Raw genomic sequence first — 17,779 nt, forward strand, 5'->3', positions numbered from 1 at the left:
GCAACTGTTTAAATTATGCTATCTTTACTTTTGAGTTTAATATGAACCTTTTTTAGCATCACCCTTGGTGCGGATGCTAAATCAAGATATAAAATATGGGTTGTAGCAGTTGTTCAACTGGCAAAGATGGACAACCGCGTGGATGCAAGAACAATGGTACTTGTGGCACGGATGGTTGTAACAAGCTTACAGTTTTCGATTGGCTTTCCAATATGTCGCTTCCAAATGGGCAAAAGCCTTTTGATTGCGTGGAAGTCCGTTTCAAAAACAGTAGAAAAGAATTCTTCAGAAATTCAGAAAACCTTAGTCTTTCCATAGGAGATGTGGTAGCCACACAAGCAAAATCCGGACATGATGTGGGTATTGTTACCCTTACCGGCGAGTTGGTAAAGGTGCAAATGAAGAAAAAAAAGGTGTCTGCGGAAGACAATGGCCTTCCCAAAATTTACCGAAAAGCTTCCCAGCGAGATATTGATATTTGGCAGAAATGCAGGGATAAGGAAGCAGAAATCCAAAAACGGGCAAGGGAGATAGCCATTTCCCTAAAGTTGGAAATGAAAATAAGCGACGTTGAATTTCAGGGCGACGGTTCTAAGGCCACGTTTTATTATACCGCGGAAGACCGTGTGGATTTTAGGCAGCTCATCAAGGATATGGCCAAGGCTTTTAGCATTAGGATAGAGATGAGACAGATTGGCTACCGGCAAGAAGCACAAAGGCTTGGTGGTATTGGGTCCTGCGGGCGGGAGCTCTGTTGTTCTACCTGGCTTTCAGATTTTAGGTCTGTAAGCACTGCATCTGCACGTTACCAGCAGCTGGCATTGAATCCACAAAAACTGGCAGGACAATGTGGAAAGCTAAAGTGCTGCTTAAATTACGAGTTGGACATGTACCTGGATGCCTTAAAGGACTTTCCTTCACCGGATACCAAACTACAGACGGAAAAAGGCGTCGCTTTTTGTCAGAAAACGGATATTTTTAAAGAAACCCTTTGGTTCTCCTACAAAAACGAACCTGCCAACTGGCACGCCCTCAACAAAAAACAAGTCCAGGAAATCATAGGTTTGAACAAGGCCAAAAAGAAAGTGGCCAGTCTGGAGGCCTATGTTGTAGATATTCCCTTGGAAGAGAAGTTGGTTTTTGAAAACGTGGTTGGCCAGGATAGCCTAAATCGTTTTGATAAACCCAAAAGGCGGAACAATAAAAAACGTAGAAACAAGAAAAGACGGCCTAATAAAAACAAAGCAGCTTCTAAAAATGGTTAAAAAATATTTGGTGGTACTCGTTTGTTTGATGGTTGGCGCTTGTTCTTCAAATACGATATACTCAGAATATACCAGCCTAAACAATGGTCGTTGGAAGGCCAGCGACACTTTGCAATTTCAGTTTAAAAGCACGGACAGTCTTTATCCCAATCATGTGTATATCAATGTAAGGAACAATAATGAATTTGAGTTCAGCAATTTGTTTTTAATCACAAAACTGGAAACCCCACTTGGAGACACCACATTGGATACCTTAGAGTTTGAAATGGCTGCACCGGATGGGAGTTGGTTAGGAAATGGCCGTGGCAGTATCAAGGAAAGTAGGCTTTGGTACCGGGAAAACATCGTTTTTAAGGAATCTGGCGTATATACCTTTAACATAGTGCACGCCATGCGAAAAAATGGCGAGGTCAGAGGTATGGAAAGCCTAAAAGGCATTACCGATGTTGGTTTAGAAATTGAAAAAAGTAAGACTCCCTAATGGCAACAGCTAAGAAGAAGCAAAAAAATCGGTTTTTTAAGTTTATCAAATGGTTTTGGATACTGTTCTTTACCGGCATATGTGCGGGAGGACTCATCTTTTTATTGGCATCATGGGGCGTTTTTGGACCCATGCCAGAGTATGAATATTTGGAAAATCCTGAAACCAACCTGGCAACAGAATTTATTTCGGCGGATGGGGAGACCTTGGGCAAGCTGTATTTGGATGATAACAGAACACCGGTAGATTTCAAGGATTTACCAAAAAACCTAGTGGACGCCTTGGTTGCTACGGAAGATGCCCGTTTTTATGAACATGCCGGTATTGATGCCAGAGGCTTCTTAAGAGCTTTGTTCTATTTGGGAAAAAAAGGTGGTGCCAGTACCATTTCCCAACAGTTGGCCAGACAACTCTTTGTTGGGGTAAGGTCCAGAAATAAAGTAGAAGCAATTACCCAAAAAATAAAGGAATGGGTATTGGCAACCCGCTTGGAACGCCAGTATACCAAAGAGGAAATTATTGCCATGTATTTCAATATTTATGATTTTGGAAATAATGCCGATGGTATCCGTTCTGCGTCCCGTATTTATTTCGGGAAGGAACCCAAAGAACTTCGCGTAGAGGAGTCTGCCATGTTAGTGGGTATGTTCAAGAATTCTTCTTTGTACAATCCACGGCCTAGCCGTAATCCGGTAGGCACAAAGAATAGGCGCAATGTAGTTTTGGCCCAAATGGCAAAATACGGGTATATACAAGAACAGCTTAAAGATTCGTTGCAGAAACTTCCTTTAAAACTGAACTATAATCCAGAATCCCACCGTGAAGGTTTGGCGACCTACTTTAGGATGTATATGCAGCGCTGGTTAAACAACTGGGTAAAGGACAACCCAAAGCCAGATGGTACCAAATACAACATCTATCAAGATGGGCTTAAAATCTATACGACCATAGATTCCAGAATGCAGCAAAATGCAGAAGATGCAGTGACCGCTCATATGAAAAAACTGCAGGCGGAGTTTTTTGTGCAAAATACGCCAGAACGGAATAAAACGACCCCATTTCTGGATTTGGAGCCTTTTGAGATTGATAATATCATGGAACGTGCCATGAAAACCTCCCAAAGATGGCGTGCTTTAAAACGTCAAGGGGTTTCTGAGAATAAAATAAGAGCCTCTTTTAAGGAAAAAACCCCGATGACCGTATTTGACTGGAACAGCGATTCCTACGAGAAAGATACCGTAATGACCCCCTTGGATTCCATCCGGTATTACAAGACTTTTTTGCGTACTGCCATGATGTCCATGGAGCCACAGACAGGCCATGTAAAAGCTTGGGTTGGTGGCGTAGACTACAAACATTTTCAATATGATAATGTCATACAGGGTTCTAGGCAAGCGGGTTCTACCTTTAAACCATTTGTATATGCGGCTGCCATAGACCAGTTACGATTATCTCCCTGCGATTCATTACCGGACACGCAGTATTGCATAGAGCCATTAAAACATGGCAACATGGAGCAGTGGTGCCCAAAGAATTCTGATGGCAAGTATTCCATGAAAAAGCGCACCTTAAAAAATGCGTTGGCAAATTCCGTGAATACCATTACAGCACAACTTATAGATCAGGTTGGGCCAGGATCCGTAGCTACGATTGCAAATAATATGGGTATTTCTAGAGAGATTTTGCCTGTTCCAGCAATAGCATTGGGCGTACCCGAAGTCAATGTTTATGAAATGGTAGGCGCATACGGAACTTTTGCAAATCAAGGGGTATATGTAAAACCAGTTATGGTCACTCGAATTGAAGATAAGAATGGTACGGTTTTATATGAGTACGTGCCCGAAACCAAAGATGTGTTAAGTAAGGATGTCGCCTATGCCATGGTTGATTTGATGAAGGGGGTGACCCAAGGAGGCTCAGGAACTAGGCTGAGGCACTCTTACAATAAGAACAATACGGTGTATAAGGAAATTATAACAGGTTATCCTTATGAATTAACCAACCCTATTGCCGGTAAAACAGGTACCACACAGAACCAAAGTGACGGCTGGTTTATGGGCATGGTACCCAATTTGGTCACCGGGGTCTGGGTAGGTGGTGAAGAGCGGGCCACGCATTTTAAGTCCATTCTCTATGGCCAGGGTGCTTCCATGGCATTGCCCATTTGGGGGCTATATATGAAGGCGAATTATGAAAATGAGGAACTGGGCATATCAAAATCGGATTTTGAGAAGCCAGAAAACTTGTCCATCAATGTGGATTGTACCAAAGTCATTGAGGAGATGAAAAAAGAGGAAGTTAAAGACGATTTAGAAGAACTGGATTTTTAGAAAAACAAGCCATGATAAATAAAAAGGTGTCAAATGTGGCCAACGCCCTTGAGGGGGTCAAAAATGGGATGACCTTTATGTTGGGTGGTTTTGGTCTTTGTGGCATCCCAGAGAACGCCATTGCTGAATTGGTACGTCTGGGCATAAAGGACATCACTTGTATATCAAACAATGCAGGCGTAGATGATTTTGGCCTTGGATTGCTCTTGCAAGGACGCCAAATAAAAAAAATGATTTCTTCCTACGTAGGGGAAAATGACGAGTTTGAACGGCAAATGTTGAGCGGGGAATTGGAGGTAGAGCTTACCCCACAAGGCACCTTGGCCGAAAAATGTAGGGCTGCCCAAGGCGGTTTTCCTGCATTTTATACCCCAGCGGGATACGGCACGGAGGTTGCCCATGGAAAGGAAACACGAGAGTTCAATGGTAAAATGTATGTTTTGGAACATGCCTACAAGGCAGATTTTTCCTTTGTTAAAGCTTGGAAGGGTGATGAGGCAGGTAACTTAATCTTTAAGGGTACGGCAAGAAACTTTAATCCCTGCATGTGTGGCGCTGCCACCATAACCGTGGCTGAGGTGGAAGAACTCCATCCGGCAGGTAGCTTGGACCCCAATGAGATTCATATTCCGGGCATTTTTGTACAGCGCATCTTCAAAGGAGAACATTATGAGAAACGCATTGAGCAAAGAACCGTAAGAACAAAAAATCATGCTTGATAAAAACGGTATAGCAAAAAGAATAGCCAAAGAAGTGCAAGATGGCTTTTACGTTAACCTAGGCATTGGTATTCCCACCTTAGTGGCCAATTTTGTTCGGGAAGATATCAACGTAGAGTTTCAGAGTGAAAATGGGGTTTTGGGCATGGGTCCCTTTCCTTTTGAAGGCGAAGAGGATGCGGATATCATCAATGCTGGCAAACAAACCATTACCACCTTGCCCGGGGCATCATTTTTTGATTCTGCCACCAGCTTTGCCATGATTCGTGGCAAACATGTGGATTTAACCATCTTGGGAGCTATGGAAGTTGCTGACAACGGGGATATCGCCAATTGGAAGATTCCCGGTAAAATGGTAAAAGGGATGGGTGGTGCCATGGATTTGGTGGCATCGGCAGAAAACATCATTGTTGCCATGATGCATACCAACCGTGCCGGTGAATCCAAACTGCTAAAACAATGTTCCCTACCCCTGACAGGCGTGGGCTGTGTAAAGAAAATTGTGACGAATTTAGCGGTACTGGAGGTAGGCCCTAAAGGGTTTGTGCTACTAGAGAGGGCTCCCGGGGTTAGTGTGGAAGAAATTCAAAAAGCGACCCAAGGGAGGTTGATTGTTAAGGGCACTGTTCCAGAAATGGTTATATAAACCCTAATTGGTAAGGTAGATTTTCATTCTTTGCTTCGTAAAGGCCCTTCATCAATTCATATAAACTGTTTGGATTAAATGGCTTTCCTAAATGCGCATCAAAGCCACCCTCTTTATATTCTTCTGCCAAATGTGCCGCGGCAGAGGCAGATAATGCTACTATGGCCACCTCTTTATCAAAAGCTCTAATGGCTTTTGTAGCTTCAAACCCGTTCATGACCGGCATTAAAATATCCATCAGCACAATATCGTAAGTTTCTTCCTTGCATTTTTCTACGGCAAGCTTGCCATTTTCAACGATATCCGCCTCAATTTGCCATTTGCTCAGGAATTTTTTCAGCATAAGGATGTTTACCTTGTTATCCTCTGCCACGAGCACTCGTATGTCGCTTAAAACATCCATTGTGCTATTTTTTGGTTTCTGGCATAACTCGGAATCCTGGTTTGGGGCAATATCAAAGCTAAGTTCAAAGCTAAAGACGGAGCCAACGCCCAACTCACTTTTTACCTTTATATCACCCCCCATGAGGGAAATGAGTTTTTTACAAATACTTAGTCCTAATCCGGATCCGCCAAATTTTCTATTGATTGAGATATCTGCCTGGGTAAACGCCTCGAATATTTTGGGTTGCTGATCGTTGGAGATGCCTATTCCCGTGTCCACAATTTCGAAGGTTACAGTGGCCTTCGTATTTGTGCGTTTGCTTTGTAAAATATTTAGGGCAACCTCGCCTTGCTGTGTGAATTTTATGGCATTGCCGACCAAATTGGTGAGCACTTGCATGAGCCTTGTGGGATCCCCCAATAGGTGTTTAGGTATGCGTTTGTCCTTGTTTAAGTTAAAACCAATGCCGTTTTCAGCTGCCATTTTACTATACGTGGCGTAAAGGGCGTTTAGCCTATTATCCAAACTAAAAGGGGTCTTCTCTAAGGCCACCTTGCCGGTATCTATCTTACCAAAATCCAGAATATCGTTCACCAGCGACAGTAAATGTTCCGAGGCATGCTTTAAAACGTTGAGGTTTTCTAGCTGTCGCTCTTCTGGATTTTCCATTAAAAGCAAGTGCGTTGTGCCGATAACGGCATTTAATGGAGTTCGTATTTCGTGGGAAATAGTTGATAAAAATTCATCTTTTGCTTTGTTTGACAGGGTTTCACGGTCCTTATCGCGCATTAGCGTTATTTCCTTATTTTTTTGTTCCGTTATGTCACTAATGGTACCGATAAGCACTGTGGGTTTACCGTTTGGGGAGAAGAGCTTTTTTACGTTGACTTCATACCAAAATTGTTGTTTGCTATGATTTAAGTTCAACACTTGGCAACAAGCCTTTGAATCGCTCTGAAAAAAATCATCAAAAACACCGCAATTGGCTATTTTAAAGTATTCCAAATGTGTACGGTAAGGCTTTCCCAAACAGTCTATGACCTTTAAACCAGTGAGTTGTTCCCAGGCCGGATTCAGGTAAATCCAATTCCCGTTAAGGTCAATTTCAAAAACAACCTCTGTGATATTATTTACAATTTTTTCTGCCCTTCTTATAAAGTTCTCAATTTTAAGATCTGCGTGTTTTTTTTGCTTTTGTTGAATATCCAATAGCTGCTGCAACTGCTGTTCGGAAGTTTCGAACTTGGTGAAGACTTGACTAATTTCCTTAAAGATGGCCGTTAGATCAGAAGGGTTTAGTGTAGTATGCTGAAGACGGTCCAGTTGCGCCTTCAACAGCGGATGTATATCGCTGTTAGACTTCATAAATAGGTTAATTTGGGAAAAACAAAGAAAAAGGGAAAAACAGGCACCACCATATTTCATCGGTCTAAAACATAAATAATCGGTCAGCCGTGGTATACGTAAACCATAGTTTTACAAACAAAACAATAGTGTTCACAACAAAACTTTTTACTCTGTCAGGAATATGGACATCTTTATATTCCATTAGTAAACCAAATTAATCCCAAATAAGATTTATAATATGACATCAGAATTTAACCAAGGGACAATACATCAAGAAGTGCAGGTCTATAGAAATGATTTTTACAGTGGCATGGCCAGGTTGGTAAGAAAATTATTTATGTTGTAGGAACAAGCCTCATTAAAAAATGATAAGGCCGTGATTAAATCGTGGCCTTTTTTTATTTTAGTGCTGCATGAAACCAGCGGCACTCACTTTTGAAGAAGTTCAAAAAGACCAACTACACTTATTGACCCAAGTTGCCAAAAACACCTTTATAGCGGCGTTTGAAACTCAAAACAATCCAGAAGATTTTCATTCTTATATCTCCGAGGCGTTTGCTCCGGAAAGACTGCAAAGGGAATGGTCCAATAAGCACTCCACCTTTTATTTTTGTAAATTACAGAAAACCCTAATAGGTTATTTTAAAACCAATATTGCTAATGCGCAGACAGAATTTAGGGAAAAGATGGGCATGGAACTAGAACGTATTTACGTACTTTCCGATTATCAAAACCAAGGTTTTGGCAAACAAATCCTAGATTATGTGGTGCAATTGGCAAATGGCATGGGTAAATCTTATCTGTGGTTGGGCGTTTGGCAAGAAAACCCCCGTGCCCTCAGCTTCTACGAAGCCTATGGTTTTCAGAAAATTGGAACCCATCCCTATGATATAGGCAAGGATAGACAAACAGATTGGTTGTTAAGAAAAAATATTTGATATGAAGCGCAGTTTACCTTTTATGCTCTGGATATTGTTGATAACGCAAATTGCCAATGGGCAAGGCTATTATTTTCCGGACCGTAATGCAAAGTGGGCCCAAGGGGTTGGTGTAAGCCAAACGTTTAAACCAAAAGAACTGCGGGAGGCCATAAGATTTGCAGAGCAGAACGAATATTCCGGTTCCAGGGATTTACGCATTGCTATTTTAAAAGGCTTTGAACGCGAACCTTTCCATGAAATTTTAGGCCCTACAAAAAAACGGGGAGGTCCGGCTGGGATGATTTTAAAGAGCGGTTATAAGGTTGCTGCTTGGGGCGACACTAAAAGGGTGGATATGACCTTTAGCGTAACCAAAAGTTTTCTGAGTACCATGGCAGGTTTGGCCGCTGATCAAAAGCTGATCGCATCCATCAATGATACGGTGGCACAGTATATTTGGGATGGGACTTTTGAAGGAAACCACAATAGCAAGATAACTTGGGAGCACCTCTTGCAACAAAACTCCGCCTGGTCCGGTGAGCTATGGGGAGGTAAAGATTGGGCCGATAGGCCGCCAAGGGAGGGCGGTATTGACGATTGGAAGTTTAAAAAACCAGTGGAACCCGGAACCGTTATGGAATATAATGACGTTAGGGTTAATGTGCTGGCCTATGCCCTAACCCATGTTTGGAGAAAACCATTGCCCATGGTCTTAAAAGAAGAGTTAATGGACAAGATCGGGGCATCTACCACATGGAGGTGGCACGGTTATGAACATGCTTGGACGGAGATAGACGGCGTAAAAATGAAATCCGTTACCGGTGGAGGACACTCTGGGGGCGGAATATTTATTTCTGCCGAGGATATGGCAAGGTTTGGCCTATTGTTTTTAAATGACGGAAAATGGAAGCAAGACCAACTAATTTCAAAAGATTGGATAGCACAGGCGGTCACGCCCTCCGCCCCCAACCCCAATTATGGGTATATGTGGTGGTTGAACAAAAAGGGCGGCAGGCATTGGGAGGGCCTTTCAGAAAACATCTTCTACGCAGCGGGTTTTGGTGGTAATTTTATTATCGTGGACCCGGACCATGATTTAGTGGTGGTAACCCGTTGGTTAGAACCTAATAAGGTTGGTGAGTTTATGCGTTTGGTGAATGCAGCGCTCAGGTAGGCTCATCATGTTTTATTGCGTTCTGTAGCGTGCTGTTAGGGCCTTGCTAAACGGTCACAAATTCCTTTGTAGTTTCCAAATATCTAGTTAAATCTTATTTAAGATTTCAGCAGCCTTATCCAGAGTCTCCTCTGTCTTGGCAAAGCAAAACCGCAGTTGTTTGTTATCCTCATTATTAAGGTTAAAGACTGAAATGGGGATACTGGCAAGGCGGTATTCCTTGATCAACCGTTCTGCAAACGCAACATCAGGCTCATTGGTGATGTCAGGATAATCCAGTATTTGAAAATAGGTCCCCGAGCAGGGCTTGAATTTAAAACGGGAATTTTGTATGGCTGATAGGAAATAGTCCCTTTTTTGTTGGTAAAACTGGTGAAGACCAAGGTAGTGTTCCGGTGTTTTTAAATATTGGGCAACGCCGTGCTGCATAGGGTGGTTTACACAGAACACCACGTATTGGTGTATTTTCCTGAACTCTGCCATCAAGTTCTGGGGTGCTGCACAATAGCCCATTTTCCAGCCGGTGACATGAAAGGTTTTTCCAAATGATGCACAAAGGATGCTTCTGGCCGCCAAATCCTGGTATTTGGCCACGCTTTCATGGGCTTGGCCATCATAAACAAGGTGCTCATAGACTTCATCGCTCACCACTACAATATTGGTGTCTCTTAATATGGCCTGTAGTTGCAGCATGTCCGCTCCCGAAAGGATGGTACCCGTAGGATTATGGGGGGTATTGATGATGAGCATTTTTGTTCTGGGGCCTATGGCATTTTTTAAAGCTTGCCAATCCATTTTAAATTCTGTTCCCTCTAATTGTATGGGAACAACAATCCCACCACAAAGTTCCACTGCAGGCTCATAGCAGTCATAGGCGGGTTTAAATAGGATTACCTCGTCACGAGGTTCTACGAAAGCGGAGATTGCCGTAAAGATTCCCTGCGTTGCACTTGCCGTTATGGTAATTTCGCTTTCTGGGTGATAGCTATGACCATATAAGCTTTGGATTTTTTCAGCAATAATTTCCCTAAGTGAATAGAGGCCCTGCATGGGCGCATATTGGTTATGCCCATCTGAAATAGCTTCTTGAACCAACGCCAGTAATGTAGGGTCTGCATTAAAATCCGGGAAACCTTGTGAAAGGTTTACGGCATTGTGCTCCTTTGCCATTTTGCCAATGGTGGTAAAGATAGTGGTGCCTACCTTGGGTAATTTTGAGTTAATCTTTTGTTTCATAGGCCTTGAGATGCGTTATCACTGAATTTAGGCATTCTTCAAGATTTTTATTGATTTGTTTTTCCCAAAAACGAAATACGGTATAGCCAAGTTCTCTTAAGGAGGTGTTCACTTCCTGATCACGCTGGATGTTGCGTTCTATTTTGGGAATCCAAAAATCTCGGTTGGTCTTTATTTTTTGTTTTCGGGTTTCCCAGTTATGTCCGTGCCAGAATTCTCCATCAATGAAAATAGCCGTACGGTATTTTTTAAGGACAATGTCTGGTTTGCCAATAAGCTTTTTATAGTCTATACGGTAACGGTAGCCCGCAGCCCAGAGGGCTTTTCTAAAAGCAAGTTCTGGCTTGGTGTTTTTTCCCTTGATGCTAGCCATGATTTTAGAGCGTTGGGGTGTGGTATAAAACCCCGATTCTTCATTGAATCTGGGCACTCTAATGCGTTCTTCTGGATAGCTTTTAGTCATAAGCGTGGTAAATGACAACTACATTATCGGCAAGGTTGTCAACGTTTATGGTAAAACCATCAACGTTAAATGAAGTAACGCTAGCGGTTGTAAGTCCCAATAAATCCCCATTTTGGTTGCCATAGCGTATCCCAATGCAATGGCTACTTGAGGCAAACCTAGAAATATCGTTGATAGAATTGCCCGAGGAGCCTATAAAAATAGACTGCTGAACTATTGTCCCACCATCATTTCTAGCAAAACCATTGGTGCTTCCAAATGAGTTGGGCAGACCGGTTTCGTTGTTGCGTGTACCATTGTCGGAGTTAAGGTTGAAGGTTTCAACATTGGCATGGCCTACAAAACTAATTTGGGTGGGCTGAAAAGGTAGGCCCGAAATGGTCTGGGTGCCCGTAGATGATATAATAAATGCACCAAGGTGTACACTAGGGTTATTGTTGTTCGCAATTTCTTCCCAGCTAGTTCCATTGAACTTGTAAACTTTATCTGTATCGCTCGCATAGGCCAAGGACCCTTCTTGCGCGGTGGTGATAGCCGTTATTTCCGCAAGGCTTGCAAATGGCAAGCCAAATACAGAGCCAGCATCAATTTGGGCCTGACCTACAAAAACAGTGAAGCAAACAACGCTTAAAACATAGAACAAACGATTCATAAACATAGAATTGCTTTTAAAAATAAAAAACCCATCGCTTATAAGGATGGGTTTTTTCAACTATTCCATACGTAGTTTTATCCCTTTACACTGGCCGCTAAATATTCACGGTTCATCCTTGCAATATTTTCCAAAGAAATTCCTTTTGGGCATTCTACCTCGCATGCACCGGTATTGGTGCAGTTGCCAAAGCCTTCCAAATCCATTTGCCGTACCATGTTCAATACACGGTCTGCAGCTTCAACCTGGCCTTGTGGCAATAAGGCAAACTGGGAAACCTTTGCTGAGGTAAACAGCATGGCGCTTGCATTTTTACAAGCGGCAACACAGGCACCACAACCAATGCAGGTAGCTGCATTAAAAGAAGCGTCAGCGGCGTCTTTTTCAATAGGAATGGCGTTCGCGTCCACAGGACGGCCAGAAGTGTTTACAGAGATGTATCCGCCAGCCTGTTGAATGCGGTCAAAAGCCGTTCTATCAACAATCAAATCTTTTATCACGGGAAAGGCTTTTGCCCTCCAAGGTTCAATAACAATGGTATCACCATCGTTAAAGCTCCGCATATGCAACTGGCATACGGTAATGCGGGAATCTGGTCCATGGGGCCTACCGTTGATCATTAAAGAGCAGGTGCCACAAATACCCTCACGGCAATCATGGTCAAATTCAACAGGCTCTTCGCCCCTAGCAATTAAATCTTCGTTTAAGACATCCAGCATTTCTAAAAAGGACATATCACTTTCAATACCCTCCAGGGTATATTCCATCATTTTGCCTTTGGTGCTGGCGTTTTTTTGTCTCCAAATCTTTAAAAATAATTTCATAGCAATTGTATTATTTGTAAGAACGAGTTTTTACTTCAATATTTTCATAGACCAGTTCCTCTTTGTGAAGTTTGGCCTTTCTGGGATCTCCTTTATATTCCCATGCAGAGACGAAAGTGAAATTTTTATCGTCACGCAGTGCTTCCCCCTCAGGAGTTTGGTATTCTTCCCTAAAGTGGCCACCACAGGATTCGTTTCGCTCAAGGGCATCCATGGCAAATAATTCTCCCAATTCAAGGAAATCTGCTACACGGCCCGCTTTTTCAAGCTCTTGGTTTTTACCATCTGCTACTCCGGTTACCTTTACGTTAGCCCAAAAATCCTTTCTAAGTTCCGCAATCTCATCCATGGCCTCCTGTAGTTCTTTGGCATTACGCGCCATCCCACATTTGTTCCACATGATCTTGCCCAGCTTTTTGTGGTAATAATCCACGGAATGTTCTCCTTTGGCAGACATTAATTTTTGGATTCTTTCCCTAACATTGTTTTCAGCCTCCTCAAATTCTGGAGTTTCCGTTGGGATAGGACCTGTTCTAATATCATCGGACAGATAGTCGCCAATGGTGTAAGGCAATACAAAATAGCCATCTGCCAAACCTTGCATAAGGGCAGAAGCACCCAAACGGTTGGCACCATGGTCACTAAAATTAGCTTCGCCCGCAGCATAACAACCAGGGATAGTGGTCATTAGGTTGTAATCTACCCAAAGACCGCCCATGGTGTAATGCACCGCCGGATAGATCATCATAGGGGTTTTGTACGGATTTTGGTCCACAATCTTTTCGTACATCTGAAAAAGGTTGCCATATTTTGCTTCCACTACTTCTTCACCCAGTTTACGAACGGTTTTGTCGTCTGGGTTTTTCATCCCGGAGGTCAACGCTTTTTCCCTACCATAGCGCATAATGGCCGCATCAAAATCCAGATAGACGGCTTCCCCGGTTTTATTGACACCGTAACCTGCGTCACAACGTTCTTTTGCCGCCCTGGAGGCAACGTCCCTGGGGACAAGGTTGCCAAAGGCGGGATACCTGCGTTCCAAGTAGTAGTCCCTATCCTCTTCGGCCAAATCGGTGGGTTTTAGTTTGCCTTCCCTTATGGCTTTTGCATCTTCTAATTTTTTGGGTACCCAAATACGCCCATCGTTCCGTAAGGATTCTGACATTAGCGTGAGTTTGGATTGATGGTCTCCAGATACGGGAATACAGGTTGGGTGAATTTGTGTAAAACAAGGGTTTGCAAAGAAAGCGCCCCTTTTGTGTGCTTTCCAAGCGGCCATAACATTGGCTCCCATGCAGTAGGTGGATAAAAAGAACAAATTGCCGTATCCCCCGCTTGCGATAACTACCGCGTGTGCGGAGTGTCTCTCAATTTCTCCGGTAACAAGGTTTCTTGCAATAATCCCCCTAGCCTTACCGTCTACCAAGACCAAATCCAACATTTCATGACGGGTGTATGATTTGATTTTTCCCCGTTGTATCTGTCGGTTCATAGCGGCGTAGGCACCAAGTAAAAGTTGCTGTCCGGTTTGGCCTTTTGCGTAAAACGTTCTTGAGACCAAAACCCCACCAAAAGAGCGGTTATCCAATAATCCGCCATATTCACGGGCAAAAGGAACTCCTTGCGCCACGCACTGGTCAATAATATTGGTGGAAACCTCTGCCAGGCGATGCACGTTGGCCTCCCTTGAACGGTAATCACCCCCTTTTACCGTATCGTAAAAAAGTCGGTAAACGCTATCACCATCACCCTGATAATTTTTAGCGGCGTTTACACCACCCTGGGCCGCAATGGAGTGGGCTCGCCGGGGTGAGTCTTGGTAACAAAATGTTTTTACATTATAGCCCAGTTCCGCCATGGTAGCGGCAGCGGAGCCGCCGGCCAATCCCGTGCCCACCACGATAACGTCTATGTTCCGTTTGTTGGCTGGGTTTACCAATTCAATTTCATTTTTATGTTTTGTCCATTTATCGGCCAATGGCCCGGATGGAACTTTAGAATCCAATACTCCCATAATTAGTGTGTTATTGGGTTAAGGTGATGGTAAACGGCGATAAATGCAAATGCCAATGGTACCAACACTGCAAATAATTTTGTAAACGTTTTTATTCCCGAAGTGTATTTGTTGTTTACGCCCATACTTTGAAAGGACGATTGAAAACCATGCCATAAATGAAGGCTTAGAAGAACAAAGGACACTACATAAAGAACGGTCCTCCAAAAAGGTGCAAATTTCTCCACGGTTTCTGCATAATATCGGGTTGGGTCCTCTGGTTTGGCCTCCACATATTTGTACACCATTTCATGTACCCAAAAATCATAAAAATGGAGTCCTAAGAAAGCAAGCACCACAAGTCCTGAATAAATCATGTTTCTTGAGACCCAAGGCGCATTTGCACTTCCTTGATACTTGGCATAGCTCACGCCCCTGGCGGCACGGTTTTGATACTCTAGCACAAATCCCATTACAAAGTGCACAATGACCCCGAGAATCAATATAGGCTGCATGGCATATTGTACTATAGGGTTATAGCCCATAAAATGCGAAGCCTCATTAAAAAACTCCGGGGAGATGACAGAGGCCAAGTTAATGGTAACATGTAAGACCAGAAAAATGACAAGAAAAAGACCGGATAGGGCCATTACAAATTTTCGGGCCAAAGAAGATGAAATAACTCCACTCATTACTAGTTGGTTTTATCTTCAAAGTTACGGCAGAACCTAGGTTTTAACAAACTTTCAATATTGCAATCAATCTTATTTAGAACCATTTTGATCAAGCTAAAAAAACGTTTCATAAACTGTGTTAAAAACCCGCTGTAAAACCCGTAAACACTCAACAAAAAAATGCTGTAGAGGTAATAAATTTAGTTTGGTTCTGCCTTAAAATCCTTTTTTTAAGCGATATTGAACCTTTAAAATCTGTTAGAAACCCAAATTATGGATATTGCCCTACTCTCTGTGAGTTTAAACGTGCATTCTACTCGAAGGATTGCGGAGGAAGCGGAAAAAGCAGGGCATTATGTGGAGTTGATAGACCATACCAAATGTTCCGTAAAACTGGGGGATGGCACGCCAAAAATATTTTTGGGAGAAGAAGATGTTACTAATGAGTTTGATGCCATCATCCCAAGAATTGGAACCAAAGTAACGCGGCATGGGGCGGCCATTGTTAAGCAATTTGAAATGAACGGCGTTTTCAGTACCGCACGGTCCTTGGGTATCACCCGCGCTAGAAACAAGGTGAGGACCTTGCAGATTATGGCCAGAAAGGGCATTGCCATCCCGCAGACCCTTTTTTCCATAAACCCAGATAATATTGGGGAGCAAATTAGGCTTTTGGGCGGTCCGCCGGTAATCATAAAAATTCAGGAAGGTACACAAGGCATCGGGGTTATCCTGGCCGAAAGCAAACAGTCTGCGAAATCTATTATAGATACGTTTTATAAGATGGACACCAGTATTCTCTTACAAGAATACGTGAAGGAGGCCAATGGGGAAGATATTAGGATAATCGTGGTAGGAAATAAAATAGTGGCCAGTATGAAACGCAGTAGTGAGTTGGGGGAATTCCGATCCAACGTGCACCGAGGAGGACGGACCTCTGCAATAGAAATTACCGCGAATGAGCGAAAAATGGCCTTGCACGCCACCAAGTACCTAGGCCTTGGTGTGGCCGGGGTAGACCTCATGCGTTCCAAAAAAGGCCCTGTGCTTTTGGAGGTAAACGCATCACCGGGACTCAAAGGAATTGAGGGAGCGACTGGCGTAAATGTTGCCAAACACATTGTAGCTTATGTTGAAAAAAATGTTGGAAAAAAACGAAGAAAATAAGATACTGCACATCGGTGGAAAGGAGATAGCTCCAGGGGAGCAAAAATTGGTGAGTATAGAAATATCCAGATTGCCCACTGGCACCTTAATTGATATTCCGGTTCATGTGTTTAATGGGAAAGCCGCAGGACCTACCGTTTTGGTCCAAGCAGGGCTTCATGGAGATGAGATAAATGGTGTGGAAACCTTGAGAAGGATGTTGGAACAACGGTTGTTCCAAATCAATAGTGGGGCCGTAATCGTGGTGCCCATTTTAAATGTTTTTGGATTTATCCATTTTTCTAGGGATGTCCCTGATGGTAAAGACGTGAACCGAAGTTTTCCAGGCAACAAAAATGGCTCTTTGGCCAGCAGGATGGCCTATCACTACCTGCATGAAATTTTACCCCAGATAGACGTTGGGATCGATTTGCACACCGGAGGTGGACAACGACATAATTACCCGCAGGTGCGCTTCACTGCGGAAGATGCCATGAGCAAAGAACTGGCCGAAGTTTTTGCGGCACCCTTATTTTTCGCTTCAACATTGATTAGGGGCTCCTTTAGGAAAGCCGCCTTTGATATGGGCAAGCCCATCATAGTGTATGAGGCCGGAGAGAGCATGCGTTTTGATGAATTTGCCATAGCCATTGCCATGGAAGGTGTCGGTAGGGTTTTACAATATTTAAACATGCTTCCGGAGACCAAGCCAGTAGCGCCCAAAAGCGCTATCTTATTGGAAAAAAGACGTTGGGTACGTGCGTCACGGGCCGGGATGTTTATTCCTAAAGTGGACAATGGCAGCGCAATTAAAAAAGGGCAACTAATGGGTTGGGTCACAGATACTTTTGCAAAACGAAGTAAAAAAATAAATGCTCCCATGGACGGTTATGTGTTTTGCGTAAACCATCAGGCCGTGGTCAATCAGGGCGATGCCCTATTTCATGTAGGACAGATTGTTTAGCACATTGGCTTAGTGTTTGGGGCCCTTTGTTTTTTCTCCGTGGTCCTTCAACTGCTCAAGACTCCAGCTTATCGCTTCTTCCAAGTCTGTAAATTGTTTGATGGATTTTTTAAAAAACATACGCTCCATTACTAGACTGGCAAAACTTCCTGTAGTATGGCCCACAACGGAGTAAAAATTTAGCTGATTACGATTGGCATAAAACTTGGCCCAGTCTGCAGGCACTACGTGATATTCATTAACACGGTTTGAAATGTAGGCAATGGGCATATCCTTTCCAAACACATCCTGCGCCGCCTCAATGGCCCTTTTCGCCATTTCCCAACCAAAGGTTGCCCCTGCATTGATTTCTGCAATCACTAGGCCATCAAAAAAATAAAAGGCACCAAATTGGTATTCCCGTATTTCTTTTATGTTTTTAAAGAAAGGGATATCCTTAACCCTTTTCATGATTGTGGTTCGTTAGTTTCATCTGGGAATATAAGCATAAATTCCTAGCAACCAAGGCTATTAAGCCCATAAGGTACGTCAACTAAAAACCGACCAACGTTCAACCTGTT

General features: G+C 43.2%; 17 protein-coding genes. 9 read left to right on the forward strand and 8 right to left on the reverse strand.

All coding sequences use genetic code 11. The features are described from left to right. Positions 1-95: 95 nt before the first annotated feature. Genes I595_RS13655 through I595_RS13675 form a run of 5 tightly spaced genes read left to right on the forward strand, consistent with a single transcriptional unit; the run spans position 96 to position 5,441 of the window. A complete protein-coding gene (locus I595_RS13655; RefSeq protein WP_054559989.1) occupies positions 96-1,265 on the forward strand; it encodes a PSP1 domain-containing protein in 1,170 nt (389 codons plus the stop codon). Beyond that, on the forward strand, positions 1,258-1,746 hold the full coding sequence (locus I595_RS13660; protein ID WP_054559990.1) for a gliding motility lipoprotein GldH: 489 nt from the start codon (positions 1,258-1,260) through the stop codon (positions 1,744-1,746). The genes I595_RS13655 and I595_RS13660 overlap by 8 nt, the downstream gene beginning before the upstream one ends. After that, positions 1,746-4,076: a penicillin-binding protein 1A gene (locus tag I595_RS13665; protein WP_054559991.1), complete on the forward strand. Its 2,331-nt coding sequence runs from the start codon at positions 1,746-1,748 to the stop codon at positions 4,074-4,076. Before I595_RS13660 ends, I595_RS13665 begins: the two co-directional genes overlap by 1 nt. A gap of 11 nt (positions 4,077-4,087) precedes the next feature. Then, complete coding sequence (locus I595_RS13670) at positions 4,088-4,795, forward strand: CoA transferase subunit A (RefSeq protein WP_054559992.1); 708 nt, start codon at positions 4,088-4,090, stop codon at positions 4,793-4,795. Further along, complete coding sequence (locus tag I595_RS13675) at positions 4,788-5,441, forward strand: 3-oxoacid CoA-transferase subunit B (RefSeq protein ID WP_054559993.1); 654 nt, start codon at positions 4,788-4,790, stop codon at positions 5,439-5,441. Before I595_RS13670 ends, I595_RS13675 begins: the two co-directional genes overlap by 8 nt. Here the strand turns inward: I595_RS13675 and I595_RS13680 are convergent. Continuing rightward, positions 5,434-7,191 (reverse strand): PAS domain-containing hybrid sensor histidine kinase/response regulator, encoded by a 1,758-nt coding sequence (locus I595_RS13680; RefSeq protein ID WP_172675950.1) that lies wholly within the window; start codon positions 7,189-7,191, stop codon positions 5,434-5,436. The two genes, I595_RS13675 and I595_RS13680, sit on opposite strands and share 8 nt — an antisense overlap. Positions 7,192-7,586: 395 nt before the next feature. Between I595_RS13680 and I595_RS13685 the strand changes: the two genes are divergently transcribed. Then, entirely contained in the window at positions 7,587-8,111 is a 525-nt protein-coding gene (locus I595_RS13685) for a GNAT family N-acetyltransferase (protein WP_054559995.1), read from the forward strand. 1 nt (position 8,112) lies between these two features. Next, entirely contained in the window at positions 8,113-9,267 is a 1,155-nt protein-coding gene (locus I595_RS13690) for a serine hydrolase domain-containing protein (protein WP_054559996.1), read from the forward strand. Positions 9,268-9,354: 87 nt separating this feature from the next. Here the strand turns inward: I595_RS13690 and I595_RS13695 are convergent, their stop codons facing one another. The 6 genes from I595_RS13695 to I595_RS13720 form a co-directional block, all read right to left on the reverse strand. Then, positions 9,355-10,503, reverse strand: coding sequence for a methionine aminotransferase (locus I595_RS13695; protein ID WP_054559997.1), 1,149 nt, complete (start codon positions 10,501-10,503; stop codon positions 9,355-9,357). Continuing rightward, on the reverse strand, positions 10,487-10,966 hold the full coding sequence (locus I595_RS13700) for a very short patch repair endonuclease (protein WP_054559998.1): 480 nt from the start codon (positions 10,964-10,966) through the stop codon (positions 10,487-10,489). The genes I595_RS13695 and I595_RS13700 overlap by 17 nt, the downstream gene beginning before the upstream one ends. Next, positions 10,959-11,624 carry a hypothetical protein gene (locus I595_RS13705; protein ID WP_054559999.1) on the reverse strand — a complete coding sequence of 222 codons (666 nt, stop codon included), beginning with the start codon at positions 11,622-11,624 and terminating at the stop codon, positions 10,959-10,961. Before I595_RS13705 ends, I595_RS13700 begins: the two co-directional genes overlap by 8 nt. A 71-nt stretch (positions 11,625-11,695) precedes the next feature. Further along, positions 11,696-12,442 (reverse strand): succinate dehydrogenase/fumarate reductase iron-sulfur subunit, encoded by a 747-nt coding sequence (locus I595_RS13710; RefSeq protein ID WP_054560000.1) that lies wholly within the window; start codon positions 12,440-12,442, stop codon positions 11,696-11,698. A 10-nt stretch (positions 12,443-12,452) separates the two neighbouring features. Then, positions 12,453-14,456: a fumarate reductase/succinate dehydrogenase flavoprotein subunit gene (locus I595_RS13715; RefSeq protein WP_054560001.1), complete on the reverse strand. Its 2,004-nt coding sequence runs from the start codon at positions 14,454-14,456 to the stop codon at positions 12,453-12,455. A gap of 2 nt (positions 14,457-14,458) precedes the next feature. Further along, positions 14,459-15,127 (reverse strand): succinate dehydrogenase cytochrome b subunit, encoded by a 669-nt coding sequence (locus I595_RS13720; protein WP_054560002.1) that lies wholly within the window; start codon positions 15,125-15,127, stop codon positions 14,459-14,461. Between the two features lie 255 nt (positions 15,128-15,382). Here I595_RS13720 and I595_RS13725 point away from each other — a divergent pair, with 255 nt between their 5' ends. Together I595_RS13725 and I595_RS13730 are read left to right on the forward strand one after the other, a co-directional pair. Continuing rightward, complete coding sequence (locus I595_RS13725; RefSeq protein WP_054560003.1) at positions 15,383-16,276, forward strand: RimK family alpha-L-glutamate ligase; 894 nt, start codon at positions 15,383-15,385, stop codon at positions 16,274-16,276. Then, positions 16,251-17,219 (forward strand): succinylglutamate desuccinylase/aspartoacylase family protein, encoded by a 969-nt coding sequence (locus I595_RS13730; RefSeq protein WP_054560091.1) that lies wholly within the window; start codon positions 16,251-16,253, stop codon positions 17,217-17,219. The genes I595_RS13725 and I595_RS13730 overlap by 26 nt, the downstream gene beginning before the upstream one ends. Before the next feature lie 9 nt (positions 17,220-17,228). Here the strand turns inward: I595_RS13730 and I595_RS13735 are convergent, their stop codons facing one another. Continuing rightward, the gene (locus I595_RS13735) at positions 17,229-17,669 is read right to left on the reverse strand and encodes a hypothetical protein (RefSeq protein WP_054560004.1); all 441 of its coding nucleotides are present in this window, start codon (positions 17,667-17,669) and stop codon (positions 17,229-17,231) included. Positions 17,670-17,779: the final 110 nt, after the last annotated feature.

Source organism: Croceitalea dokdonensis DOKDO 023, from assembly GCF_001306415.1.
Classification (GTDB): domain Bacteria; phylum Bacteroidota; class Bacteroidia; order Flavobacteriales; family Flavobacteriaceae; genus Croceitalea; species Croceitalea dokdonensis.

Bases quoted from the DNA above. Each gene is read 5' to 3' on its own strand.
- I595_RS13665 (WP_054559991.1), top strand. From the start codon at position 1,746: ATGGCAACAGCTAAGAAGAAGCAAAAAAATCGGTTTTTTAAGTTTATC.
- I595_RS13670 (WP_054559992.1), top strand. From the start codon at position 4,088: ATGATAAATAAAAAGGTGTCAAATGTGGCCAACGCCCTTGAGGGGGTC.
- I595_RS13685 (WP_054559995.1), top strand. From the start codon at position 7,587: ATGAAACCAGCGGCACTCACTTTTGAAGAAGTTCAAAAAGACCAACTA.
- I595_RS13725 (WP_054560003.1), top strand. From the start codon at position 15,383: ATGGATATTGCCCTACTCTCTGTGAGTTTAAACGTGCATTCTACTCGA.
- I595_RS13720 (WP_054560002.1), bottom strand. From the start codon at position 15,127: ATGAGTGGAGTTATTTCATCTTCTTTGGCCCGAAAATTTGTAATGGCC.
- I595_RS13675 (WP_054559993.1), top strand. From the start codon at position 4,788: ATGCTTGATAAAAACGGTATAGCAAAAAGAATAGCCAAAGAAGTGCAA.
- I595_RS13680 (WP_172675950.1), bottom strand. From the start codon at position 7,191: ATGAAGTCTAACAGCGATATACATCCGCTGTTGAAGGCGCAACTGGAC.
- I595_RS13690 (WP_054559996.1), top strand. From the start codon at position 8,113: ATGAAGCGCAGTTTACCTTTTATGCTCTGGATATTGTTGATAACGCAA.
- I595_RS13710 (WP_054560000.1), bottom strand. From the start codon at position 12,442: ATGAAATTATTTTTAAAGATTTGGAGACAAAAAAACGCCAGCACCAAA.
- I595_RS13655 (WP_054559989.1), top strand. From the start codon at position 96: ATGGGTTGTAGCAGTTGTTCAACTGGCAAAGATGGACAACCGCGTGGA.
- I595_RS13660 (WP_054559990.1), top strand. From the start codon at position 1,258: ATGGTTAAAAAATATTTGGTGGTACTCGTTTGTTTGATGGTTGGCGCT.
- I595_RS13705 (WP_054559999.1), bottom strand. From the start codon at position 11,624: ATGTTTATGAATCGTTTGTTCTATGTTTTAAGCGTTGTTTGCTTCACT.
- I595_RS13695 (WP_054559997.1), bottom strand. From the start codon at position 10,503: ATGAAACAAAAGATTAACTCAAAATTACCCAAGGTAGGCACCACTATC.
- I595_RS13715 (WP_054560001.1), bottom strand. From the start codon at position 14,456: ATGGGAGTATTGGATTCTAAAGTTCCATCCGGGCCATTGGCCGATAAA.
- I595_RS13730 (WP_054560091.1), top strand. From the start codon at position 16,251: ATGTTGGAAAAAAACGAAGAAAATAAGATACTGCACATCGGTGGAAAG.
- I595_RS13735 (WP_054560004.1), bottom strand. From the start codon at position 17,669: ATGAAAAGGGTTAAGGATATCCCTTTCTTTAAAAACATAAAAGAAATA.
- I595_RS13700 (WP_054559998.1), bottom strand. From the start codon at position 10,966: ATGACTAAAAGCTATCCAGAAGAACGCATTAGAGTGCCCAGATTCAAT.